The sequence below is a fragment of the Candidatus Accumulibacter phosphatis genome (assembly GCF_012939955.1).
In the GTDB taxonomy this organism is placed as follows: domain Bacteria; phylum Pseudomonadota; class Gammaproteobacteria; order Burkholderiales; family Rhodocyclaceae; genus Accumulibacter; species Accumulibacter delftensis.
On sequence record NZ_SPMY01000065.1, the window covers coordinates 22,289 to 33,224 of the forward strand.

Genomic DNA, 10,936 nt, shown 5'->3' on the forward strand with positions numbered 1-10,936 from the left:
CACAGGAGTCTTTACGATGAGCGACATCAGTATTCGCCGCAACCATGGAAAAACGCGCGCCCAGGCCCGTAAATCTGCTGAACACATGGCTGCCGAGTTGAAGGAGGAGTTCGACCTGGATTACGACTGGGACGGCGATGTCATGAACTTCAAGAGGCCAGGCGTTAGCGGCGAATTGTCGCTCGACAGCAAGGAGGTCGCGCTCGAAATCACGCTTGGTTTGCTGCTCTTCGCGCTCAAGCCAAGCATCGAGCGCGAAGTACAACGTTTCTTCGATGAGAATTTTCCAGCCTGAGGCTGGCGTTCCCACCTGCGGCCTGCAGACAGGGCTTCTTCAGCTCGCGTGCAAGCTCTCGACCAGTGCGATGTACTGCTTCATCGCATCGTCAGACACAGTCCCTTTTATCGCTGCCCAGGCGTCATACTTGGCGCGACCAACCATGTCCGTAAACCCTGGGCGCCTGCCCTCGACATCGCCATCGGTGGCCTGCTTGTAGAACGCATAAAGCTTCAGCAAGGAGGCGTTGTCCGGCCGCTCGCTGAGGGTCTTGGAAGCGGCCACGGCGGCCTCGAACTGGGTCTGTAAATCACTCACGCTGATCTCTCCGGTCGATAAACTGATGAATCGTCTTGCCATTATATGCCTTGGCCATTTTCTCCGGGAGCAGTTGGGATGACCGCGCGCGAAAAAGTTTCCCACGTCGACACCGCCTGGCTACGCATGGACCGACCTGAAAATCTGATGCAAATCATCGGCGTCATGATCTTCCTTGGCCGCATCGACAGCGAGCGCCTGAAACGCACCATTGTCCATCGCCTGCTGTGTTACCGACGCTTCCGGCAGATCGCGACGGTAGACGCCGATGGCGTGTGGTGGGTAGACGACCCTGACTTCGACATTGACACCCACCTTCGCCATTCACTGCTTCCTGCGCCCGGCGGCAAACTGGAACTGCAGAAGTTCGTCGCCGAAATGGCCAGCACACCGCTCAATCCGGCACGGCCGCGCTGGGAATTCAACCTCGTCGAAATCGCCGACGGAAATTCAGCCCTGGTCGTTCGCATCCATCACGCGATTGCCGACGGCATCGCCCTCATCGGGGTCACCAACGCCTTGACCGACGCGCAAATCGATGCCCCGGAAGAGTCTGAGCGGAGCACCGCGACTGGCGCCAGCGCTGATCGACCCGGCACGGCTGGCGACGCAAGCGATAGAGGCGAGTTCTTCTGGGAGCTGGTCCTTGAACCGCTCAGCGAAGTCACGGCGAGCGTGCTCAGCGTCGGCTGCAAGCTCTGGGGACAATACCTCGCCCTGCGCAAGGAGTCGGCGCCAATCGGCGACCTTGCCCGCATCGGCGGCGCCGTTGCCCGAGAAATCGGCAAACTGGCGCTGATGCCGGCGGACAGCCCAACACGCTTCAAGGGAAAGCCGGGTACGGTCAAGCGCGTCGCCTGGTCGGAGCCAATCTCACTGGCCGAGATCAAGGCCACGGGCAAGGCACTCGGCTGCTCGGTCAACGACACCCTGCTCGCGGCGGCGGCGGGCGCACTGCGCGGCTATCTGATGGCCAAGGGCGACGTGGTAAACGGCGCCGAGATTCGCGTCATGGTCCCGGTCAATCTGCGCGCGCCGAATGACAGCGGCGATCTCGGTAACCGTTTCGGCCTGGTGGCACTGGAACTACCGGTCGGTATCGAGAACCCACTCGCCCGCCTCTACGCGACACGCGCCCGGATGGCCGCACTGAAGAGCTCCTATCAGGCGCTGCTGACCTACGCCCTGCTCGGCGCGGCGGGCATGGCACCAGGCTTCGTCGAAGAGCAACTGCTCCGCCTGCTGGCCGGGAAGACGACGGCGGTGATGACCAATGTCCCGGGCTCGCAGCAGCTGCGCTATCTAGCCGGCCAAAGCATCGACCAGCAGATGGTCTGGGTTCCGCAGGCTGGCGACATTGGCATGGGGGTCAGCATCCTCTCCTATAACCAGCGCGTACAACTGGGCGTGATCACCGACAAAGGCATGGTCGACGATCCGCAGAACATCGTCGACCGCTTTGCCGATGAGTTCGAAAAACTTCTCTGGCTGGTCCTCCTGCAACCCGGCGATCGGCTTGCCGACCCCGACGCCGTTGCCGAAGACCTGGCCCGCAGCCCCCCCACCAGCAGACCAAGCTGACCCGCGTCGCCCGCACGAGCAACGCGCCACGGCTACGGCGAAGCTCAATCAGCCAGTTCGGCCCGCGCCGCTTCGACATCGAGGCGCTCCATCGCATCCATCGGCGTGAAAGCCGCGGCTTCCTGATAGAAGCGCTCGGCATCCTTCATTTTCGCCTTGCCAAACATCATCACCAGGGCATTCGCATACTCGATGCGGGTAATCGCAGAATCGGGGTTAAGCTTCAGAGCCGCTTCGAGGAGTTCGTTGGCGGTGCTCTTCTTCACTCCGTAGGTCACTCCCCCGACCAGCGCTCCGACCTTGTCGAGCACCTCGGCGTGATAAGCGCCCAGCGCGACACGTGCGTCGGCGTGCCGGGGTTGCAGTTCGAGAGCCTGCACCAGGCTGTGTTTGATCTTGCCGCCGAGGCCCTGCGTCAGCGCCTTGACCACCGAGATGCTCTGGCTGTAGCGGCCAAGGGCATAGGCGTGCAAGTACCAGCAATTGGCGTCAGCCGGCGTTTTTCCCTGCTGCTCCTCGCAGCGCCGAGCGACCTCCAGAAGTAGTCGACGCTTGTGCTCGTCATCGCTATCGAGGTAATTCGCATAGATGGCGGCAGCCTTGTTGGCGGCGTTGTAGCCGGCGATACCACAGGCCAGGCCAGACTCGACCGCTTTGCCAAAGTCACCCGCGTGATAACTGCGCCAGGCATCCTGGACCCTGGCGTCCTCGGGAAACGGCTCACAGTCACCACGATGCAGGCGCTCCCAGCTCTTCTGCAGCGCCGCGCCGGGATAGGCGTAGGCCTTTTCGGGATAGGGGAATTTGTTCCAAGCCATGATCTTCCTCCAGATGCGTGAGAAATTTCCACCAACCTGCTGCTACGTCGTGACGTACTCACGCGACAGCTTTTCGAGCAGCATTTTCGATTCGTCAAGCAGAAATGGTGAGAGCATCGCCATCACCTGATACACACCGCGCCCGATGCGACCGCCCTCGATCTTGCCGCGTGGATCGCAAGCGTACTCGAACGACAGCCAGTAGCTGGCGATCACCGCCACGTTCGTCGCCAGAGCCCGTAGTTCCAGAGTTGTCGCACGCATGGCACCCGTCGCTACCAGGCCCTCGCAGAGATTGGTTGCGGTATGCACTTTGTGCGCCATGATCTGCTTGAAATGGATCTCGAGCAGGCGATTGCGGGTCAGCAGATCGTTCAGATCACGGTAGAAGAAGCGATACTTCCAGATCGTTTCGAAGAGCAGGTGCAGAAACAGCCAGATATCTTCCACATCGGCCAGGCGTCGCGTCGGCGCGGCAAGCGTTTCCTCGATCTCGCGCTCGAAGACGACGAAAATCTCCTCGATGATCTCGTCCTTGTTGTGGAAGTGATAATAGAGGTTGCCGGGACTGATGTTCATCTCGTCGGCAATGACCGTCGTCGTCACGTTCGGCTCGCCAAAGTCGTTGAACAAGCGCAGGCTGGTCTCGACGATTCTCTCGCGAGTACGCCTCTTCGGCTTTTTTTTCCATCCGTCCCCCATCGTGAGCCAGATTGTCGACGCGGGTCAGGATAGCACCGCTGGCAAGCGCAGGGAATGCCACTCGCCTTGTTCCCGAGAGCGGGAGAACGGGGTCACGCCTTTTGCGCCTGCAACCACCGTTCCAGGTCAGCCAGGGACGAATCGAGCGCGCTGGCGCTGCTCGCCAGATCCGGACGGCGCTTGCGTGACAGGAGAGAGCGCGTGTGATCCTTGAGCACACCGAGATTCAACTGGAAGCCATGGCGCGCAAGAATGGGCTGCAGTTCGTGGCGGCGCTGATAGAGGTCCTTGCGGGTCCGCTGATAGGCATGCTCACAAAGGCGACTACGGCCACGATAGCTGAAGACATTGGTAAAGAACATGTCAGCATCGTCGCGTGTCGGTTCGAAGAGCAGCACATCGGCCCCTGCGAACTCGAGCCGGTAGCGGTCCATGCCGGTGCGCATTCGCGAGTGGATGATGGCGCGAAAAGTCTGTGCCAGGACGACCGGCAAACCGCCCTCGACGAGATGTGTGGGCGCCGACGTCGAACGTTCGTGCGCCGGTCGCCGAGCCGCTAGCCGAGAATCAAAAGGGACCAGCGGGTTGACACAAATCACCAGATCGGCGCCTTCGTGCAGCGCAACGGAAGCGTGCAGAGTCTTGATCAAGGCGCCATCGACAAAATAGCGCTCGCCGATCCTGACCGGTGGGAACAAACCCGGCAAAGCCGCACTTGCCTGCACGGCGACGGAAATCGGCACGTCGTCATACCCTGCCGAGCCGAAGGCTACCGACTCACCCGTATCGAGATCGGTTGCCACCAGAAAAAGCTGGTGCTTCAACTGGCGAAAATCGTTGCTTCGCCCACCCGTCGAAAAAAGCTTGCAGAGCAGCTTGTCGATTCCCGCATTGTTGAAAACGCCGGTCGGAATGGCATGGCTGAGGCCCTGGAAAGCCTCCACCAGACGAAGATGCCAAGGGTCGGACAGATACTGCCGCAAGGATGACCAGAAGATAGCCGGCACCGACATGGCGCGCCGGATGTATTCACCAAAAGCCGGCCGTAACAGCATGCCGGGGTCGAACACTTCGTTGTTGTCGTTCTCGACGAGCATCCTGGCCAGGGCCGCAGGCCCCAAGCCGTTGGCGACCGCAGCGGAAAGCAGGGCTCCAGAACTGACACCGACGTAGATGTCGAACGCGTTGAAATCGACGCCGTCGAGCGCCTCGGACAAGGCGACCATTGCGCCCACTTCGTAGATTCCACCCACCGGACCGCCGCCGGCGAGCGCCAGCGCGATCTTTGCAGGCCTGCTTGTCGCCGTCATGGAATAGCCCTTTTACTTGAGAAAGCGCGGTCAGAGGCAGCGCCGAAAGGCCAGCCGATGATCCGCGAGGCACGCCGACAGGGTGCACAAGGCGAGACCCGCCCTCCCGTATTGAGCCTGCTGCGCCCCAGAAAACCTTGCGCGCAGCTTACGGAGCCAGAAGTCGTTCAGAGTCGTTCAGAAACCTGGCACCGCAAGCTGGCGACCAGATTACTCGGCGCCACTCTTGGGAAGCGTATTCAGCACGTCGGCAGGCGTTACCGGCACCGCCGGCTTGGCTGTCGCTGCTTTCCGTACCGCAGGCTTGCGGACAACGGGCTTGGCGGCGGCGGTAACCGCTTGTGCAACGCTCGCAGCCGGCCGAGTGGCCGACTTGACCGTGGTCCTGGGACTGGCCGGCTTGGCGGCAGGCTTCCCTTCCGTCAGCGCCTGCACGGCAGCGCTCAGATCAACGACGCGTTTGGACAACTTGTCGATATCCTGCTTACTCGGCACGCCGAGGCTTCCCAGGGCGCGCGCCACGCGATCCTCGAAAACCTGCTCAAGGCGATCCCAGGTCCCGGTTGCCTTGCCGGCCACATCGGCGATCTTTTCATCGGTCATCTTGCGCGTCTTGGCCTGAATGGTCTCGCCTTCCTTGACCAGCGCGTCGAACACCTTGCCGCCCTCTTCCTGTGCCTTGGCAAAGGCGCCAAGACCCGCCAGCCAGATTTGCTGGGCAGACTCCTTGACCGTCGATGCCAGTTGGTTCTCGTTGACGTCACCCGCCAGTTCTTTGAGTTTCTTGCCCATCTTTATCTCCTTGAAGGTACTAATCAAAAGGTGACAAGCTTTTTCGCTTGCCCTGGAAACCAAGTCTAGTGACAATATCTAGAGGACGCACACTAAAGGCCTGGGTTGCAAGCTCTAGCGACTGATAGTCTAGGCAAGAAAATGACATGAATTTCGGGAGACAGCAATGAATTACTTCGTCACCGGGGCCACTGGGTTCATCGGCAAGCGGCTGATCACCAAGCTACTGGCCCGCCCAGACGCGGTCGTCTATTTCCTGGTGCGCAGCGTCGAAGCCGACCGGATCCAGGAACTTTACGAGTTCTGGAACAGCGACGAAAAGTGCGTCATCCCCATCGTCGGCGACCTGACACAGGCCAAGCTGGGGATCTCGAAAACCGATATTCGCAAGCTGAAAGGCAAGGTCGATCACTTCTTCCATCTGGCCGCCGTCTACGACCTCAAGGCCAGCGCCGAGGAGCAACAGCGGGCCAATGTCGACGGCACACGCAACACGGTGCAGCTGGCGGAGGAAATCGCCGCCAAGCACTTCCACCTCGCCAGCTCGATCGCCGCCGCCGGACTCTTCGAAGGCTTGTTTCGCGAAGACATGTTCGACGAAGCCGAGAACCTGGAGAATCCCTACTTTCGCACCAAACACGATTCCGAGGCCATCGTTCGTCAGGAATGCAAGATCCCGTGGCGCGTCTTCCGTCCGGCGATCGTTGTTGGCGACTCGCGTACCGGCGAGATGGACAAGATCGACGGCCCCTATTACTTCTTCAAGCTGATCCAGAAGATCCGCAAGACCTTCCCGGCGTGGATGCCGACCATCGGCATCGAGGGCGGGCGCATCAACGTCGTACCGGTCGACTTCGTGGTCGCCGCGATGGACCACATTGCGCACCTCAAGGGCGAAGATGGTCAGTGCTTCCACCTCACGGATCCGACGCCAATGCGCGTTGGCGACCTGCTCAATACCATTGCTCGCGCGGCGCACGCACCGGAAATGGCAATGCGCATCAACGCCGCACTGCTCGGTTTCATCCCGCGCTCGGTGCGCAAGGCGATGTTCTCGCTGACGCCCGTTCGACGTATTCGCAACGCAGTGATGAAGGACCTCGGCCTGCCTGACGACATCCTCGACTTCGTCAATTACCCGACCCGCTTCGATTGCCGCGAAACACAGCGCGCACTCAAAGGTACCGGCATTGCCGTACCAGCGTTCGATAGCTACGCCTGGCGCCTGTGGGACTACTGGGAACGTCACCTTGACCCCGACCTGTTCATCGATCGCACCTTGCGCGGCAATATTGAGGGCAAAGTGGTACTGGTCACCGGCGGTTCGTCCGGAATCGGCAGGGCCGCCATCCGCAAGATGGCCGAGGCCGGCGCGATAGCGGTCACCATTGCCCGCGATCAGCAGACCCTTGACGAAACCCGCGCGGAGTTCGAGGCCGCTGGCCTGCAACTGATCACCTACGCCGTCGACATCGCCAACAAGGAACAATGTGACGCACTCGTGAAAGCCCTCAACGAGGAGCACGGCGGCGTCGACATCCTGGTCAACAACGCCGGACGCTCGATTCGCCGCGGCATCGAGAACTCCTTCGATCGCTTCCACGATTTCGAACGGACGATGGAAGTGAACTATTTCGGCGCGCTGCGGCTGACCATGGGCCTACTTCCCGGAATGCTGACCAAGCGCAAGGGGCAGGTGATCAACATCTCGTCCATCGGCGTCCTCACCAACGCCCCACGCTTCTCCACTGCCGCTGCATGTTCCGGCTCGACGGCAAGCAGTCGGTATCCCGCCTGGCGAAAGTGCTCCAGAGCACGCTTTCCGGAAACCGGCATGTCACCTCGGCCCAGACTCGATTTGATGCTGATTTCCCATACCGTCACGGCGCTGACCCAGATCGTGCTGGCGGGAGCGAGGATCAATTCTCTGGCTTTCGCCGACAAGCCTGGATGATCGGTGATGGCCCACAAGGCGACGTGGGTGTCGAGCAGCAGCCTCAAGATCCGTGCCGCCCCAGAAACAAACGAGCGACCTCTTCATTGCTGCCGTCGATGCTATCGGGAACCTCGAAAGCCCCCTTGGCGACGCCGATGCGTCGCTCGGGCGCTTGCTCCGCGATCGGCACCAGGCGTGCAGCGGGCCGGCCGTTCCGGGCAATGACGATCTCGCGTTCCTTCCCCTGTTCGATCGCTTCCACCAGGCGTGACAAGTTGGACTTCGCCTCGAGCATATTCACGGTTTGCATCGTCGCCTCCAATATACGATTCGGTTAGTCTGGTCTGGCCAGAGTGCTATCTTACTCCGGCTGACGACGGGAGACCTGCTCGCATGCGTGCCACTGACTGTGCCGGCCAGGCGCAGTTGCGCGAGCACGTGGACAGCAAAGCCCGTCACAAGCTCGCCAGCTTTCGCCACCCGCCGGCCCTCGACGCAACTCCCCACCGTCCCCCGCCGCCCCCACCGCAGCCCCCGCCGTCATTGCGAGGAGGCGCAGCCGACGCGGCAATCCAGTTCCATCGCTGGGAGCGCCAGCGCATCCTCGACCTCTTTGCCGTGCTCGACTGGATGATGCGCCTGCCGGAAGGCCTGGAAGATAAGCTGTGGCAAGATATCGAACAAATTGAAGGAGAGCGCAAAATGCCCTACGTCACCAGCGTCGAACGCCGTGCCACCGAACGCGGCATCCAGCAAGGCATGCAGCAAGGCATCCAGCAAGGCATCCAGCAAGGCGAAGAAAAGGTGCTCGAACGGCTACTTACCCGCCGCTTCGGCCCCCTCAGCGAAGCTACCCGGCAGCGGCTCAGGAGCGCCACGCTGGAACAGCTTGAACGCTGGACCGACAACATCCTGGATGCCGCCACCCTGGAAAACGTCTTCAAAGACTGATCATTTTCTTGTGCAATGGGTAACCCCCGCTCGTCCTCGCGGCGATGTCGGAGCACGACTCATCGGGCGATGACGAGCTATCGTGTTGTCGAAGCGCCCGCGATCAGCCAGCCGCCTATCGTCCGATAAATCGGGCTCCTGCATGTTGGCAGGCGCGCTGCCGAACGCCGAGCACCACCGCCGGCGCCCACCAAGGTGCGGATCTTTCCCGGCAACGCACCATCACCCGATCACGCGCACTGAGATAGATGTCACGGCGCATCCCAACGCCTCCGCTCGTGACTACCCACAAGCTGACAGTCAGTATCCAGATCCAAACAAAGCCCCTCCACTGCAGCCCGACGAAATCTACAACCTCGCCGCGCAAAGTCACCTTGCCGTAGTGTGTAGTGCTGCATTCCTGATGCGACTGTCCGCCAGCAGCTCCGCCCACCGTCATTGCGAGGAGGCGCAGCCGACGCGGCAATCCAGAGGTTTGGCTTTTCGCGTTGTCAAGAAGCCGATGCGGCGGGAAATAGTGAGAGGATTGAACGGGATTGCCATGTCGGCTGCGCCTCTTCGCAATGGCATGCGAACTGGTGTGGCGCCAAATTCCCCATTCCCCATTCCCGACGAGTCGATTTTCACCCACCGGCTTCCCGCGCGCGGTATCGTGATCTTCCTGCGCGGAACAGGTGACAAGGCACAGCCATGGAAAACCAGACTTCAGCCAACGACGACTACGACACCCCGTGGAAAGACGCGATCACGCGCTACTTCCCCGAGTTCATGGCCTTCTACTTCCCGTCGGCGCACGCCGAGATCGACTGGCAGCAAGCGCACGTCTTCCTCGACCAGGAACTCGCCCAGATCGTCCAGGACGCCGAACTCGGCAAACGCCTGGTGGACCGCCTGGTGCAGGTGGCGACGCGGGACGGAGGCGAACAATGGGTCTACATCCACGTCGAAGTCCAGGGCCAGCGCGACGCCAATTTTCCCGAACGCCTGTTCACCTATAATTACCGCCTCTATGATCGCTATCGTCGCCCGGTCGCCAGTCTCGCGGTACTCGCGGACGAAGGCGAAGACTGGAAACCCACCCACTTCGGCTACCAGCTATTTGGCTGTGAAGTCGGCATCCGCTTCCCGACGGTCAAGATTCTTGACTACGCCGACCAGGCCGAAGCCCTCCTGGCTGATCCCAACCCCTTCGCCCTGGTCACCGCGGCGCACCTGTTCACCCGCCAGACAAAAGGTGACCCCGAGCAACGCTATGCGGCAAAATGGCGCTTGGCCAAGCTACTCTACGAACGGAAGTGGGACAAACAGCGCATCATTGACCTGTTCAGCGTCATCGACTGGCTGATGCGCCTGCCGACTGAACTGGAAAAGCGGCTGATGCACGAGGTCTACACATTGGAAAGGAAGGTCACCATGCCCTACGTTACCTCTGCCGAACGCTTCGGCATCGAAAAAGGATTGTTGCAAGGTCGGCAGGAAGGCCGGCAGGAAGGTCGGCAGGAAGGCCGGCAGGAAGGTCGGCAGGAAGGGGAGTCTGCCCTCCTGCAGAGCCAACTCGCCCGACGCTTCGGCACTTTGCCGGATGCCGTCCGCGCCCGACTGGCCGGCGCCACAGTTGAGCAACTCGAAAGCTGGGCGCTCAGGATTCTTGACGCCAAATCGCTGGACGAAGTCTTCGATCGGGACTGAGCGGCAAATTCCTGCCACATTGCCGGGCTTGGCGCACGGGCAAGGGCACTTGCCAATGGCCCTCGCGATGGCGGTGACGCAGCGGGGTGATTGCAGCTGGCGTCGCCACTACGAACGCCGTAGCGTTCCCCAGCTCCCTTCGCCGTCATTGCGAGGAGGCGAAGCCGACGTGGCAATCCAGAGGTTTGGCTTTTCGCGTCGTCAATAGGCCAATGCGGCGGCAAATAGTGAGAGGATGGAACTGGATTGCCGCGTCGGCTGCGCCTCCTCGCAATGACCAACTTGCCACGTCGCTGCGCCTCCTCGCAATGACCAACTTGCCACCGTCGCTGCGCCTCCTCGCAATGACCAACGTCGTCGCCCTGGTCACCGCGGCGCACCTGTTCGCCCGCCAGAAAAATGGTGACCCGGACCCAACGCTAGGCCGCCAAATGACGCTTGGCCAAGCTGCTCTACGAACGGAAGTGGGACAAACAGCGCATCATTGACCTGTTCAGCGTCATCGACTGGTTGATGCGCCTGCCGACTGAACTGGAAAAGCGGCTGATGCACGAGGTCTACA

At 61.1% G+C, this 10,936-nt stretch carries 10 protein-coding genes and 2 pseudogenes; 5 read left to right on the forward strand and 7 right to left on the reverse strand.

Annotated features, from left to right (window positions below; translation table 11 throughout):
* Window positions 1-16 precede the first annotated feature (16 nt).
* Window positions 17-295, forward strand: coding sequence for a polyhydroxyalkanoic acid system family protein (locus E4Q23_RS19335; RefSeq protein ID WP_169068158.1), 279 nt, complete (start codon window positions 17-19; stop codon window positions 293-295).
* Between the two features lie 39 nt (window positions 296-334).
* Here E4Q23_RS19335 and E4Q23_RS19340 read toward each other — a convergent pair whose 3' ends face one another.
* Entirely contained in the window at window positions 335-595 is a 261-nt protein-coding gene (locus E4Q23_RS19340) for an acyl-CoA-binding protein (protein WP_169068159.1), read from the reverse strand.
* Window positions 596-673: 78 nt separating this feature from the next.
* Between E4Q23_RS19340 and E4Q23_RS19345 the strand changes: the two genes are divergently transcribed.
* Window positions 674-2,176: a wax ester/triacylglycerol synthase family O-acyltransferase gene (locus E4Q23_RS19345; protein WP_169068160.1), complete on the forward strand. Its 1,503-nt coding sequence runs from the start codon at window positions 674-676 to the stop codon at window positions 2,174-2,176.
* A gap of 44 nt (window positions 2,177-2,220) precedes the next feature.
* Here the strand turns inward: E4Q23_RS19345 and E4Q23_RS19350 are convergent, their stop codons facing one another.
* The 4 genes from E4Q23_RS19350 to E4Q23_RS19365 all read right to left on the reverse strand — a co-directional run bounded on the left by E4Q23_RS19350 (window position 2,221) and on the right by E4Q23_RS19365 (window position 5,798).
* Complete coding sequence (locus E4Q23_RS19350) at window positions 2,221-2,994, reverse strand: hypothetical protein (protein ID WP_169068161.1); 774 nt, start codon at window positions 2,992-2,994, stop codon at window positions 2,221-2,223.
* Between the two features lie 42 nt (window positions 2,995-3,036).
* Window positions 3,037-3,696 (reverse strand): TetR/AcrR family transcriptional regulator, encoded by a 660-nt coding sequence (locus tag E4Q23_RS19355; RefSeq protein WP_169068162.1) that lies wholly within the window; start codon window positions 3,694-3,696, stop codon window positions 3,037-3,039.
* A gap of 92 nt (window positions 3,697-3,788) precedes the next feature.
* Window positions 3,789-5,006: a patatin-like phospholipase family protein gene (locus tag E4Q23_RS19360; RefSeq protein ID WP_169068163.1), complete on the reverse strand. Its 1,218-nt coding sequence runs from the start codon at window positions 5,004-5,006 to the stop codon at window positions 3,789-3,791.
* A gap of 210 nt (window positions 5,007-5,216) precedes the next feature.
* Window positions 5,217-5,798: a phasin family protein gene (locus tag E4Q23_RS19365; protein ID WP_169068164.1), complete on the reverse strand. Its 582-nt coding sequence runs from the start codon at window positions 5,796-5,798 to the stop codon at window positions 5,217-5,219.
* A 166-nt stretch (window positions 5,799-5,964) separates the two neighbouring features.
* On the opposite strand from E4Q23_RS19365, the pseudogene E4Q23_RS19370 reads away from it, so the two are divergent.
* A pseudogene (locus E4Q23_RS19370) lies at window positions 5,965-7,638 on the forward strand (SDR family oxidoreductase); the annotation flags it as partial.
* Here E4Q23_RS19370 and E4Q23_RS25340 read toward each other — a convergent pair.
* Together E4Q23_RS25340 and E4Q23_RS19375 are read right to left on the reverse strand one after the other, a co-directional pair.
* Window positions 7,602-7,799: pseudogene (locus tag E4Q23_RS25340) on the reverse strand (type II toxin-antitoxin system VapC family toxin); the annotation flags it as partial. The pseudogenes E4Q23_RS19370 and E4Q23_RS25340 sit on opposite strands and share 37 nt — an antisense overlap.
* A complete protein-coding gene (locus tag E4Q23_RS19375; RefSeq protein WP_169068166.1) occupies window positions 7,796-8,044 on the reverse strand; it encodes a type II toxin-antitoxin system Phd/YefM family antitoxin in 249 nt (82 codons plus the stop codon). The pseudogene E4Q23_RS25340 and the gene E4Q23_RS19375, both read right to left, overlap by 4 nt.
* 83 nt (window positions 8,045-8,127) lie before the next feature.
* On the opposite strand from E4Q23_RS19375, the gene E4Q23_RS19380 reads away from it, so the two are divergent.
* Together E4Q23_RS19380 and E4Q23_RS19385 are read left to right on the forward strand one after the other, a co-directional pair.
* Window positions 8,128-8,685 carry a DUF4351 domain-containing protein gene (locus E4Q23_RS19380; protein ID WP_169068167.1) on the forward strand — a complete coding sequence of 186 codons (558 nt, stop codon included), beginning with the start codon at window positions 8,128-8,130 and terminating at the stop codon, window positions 8,683-8,685.
* 690 nt (window positions 8,686-9,375) lie between these two features.
* The gene (locus tag E4Q23_RS19385; protein ID WP_169068168.1) at window positions 9,376-10,374 is read left to right on the forward strand and encodes a DUF4351 domain-containing protein; all 999 of its coding nucleotides are present in this window, start codon (window positions 9,376-9,378) and stop codon (window positions 10,372-10,374) included.
* Window positions 10,375-10,936: the final 562 nt, after the last annotated feature.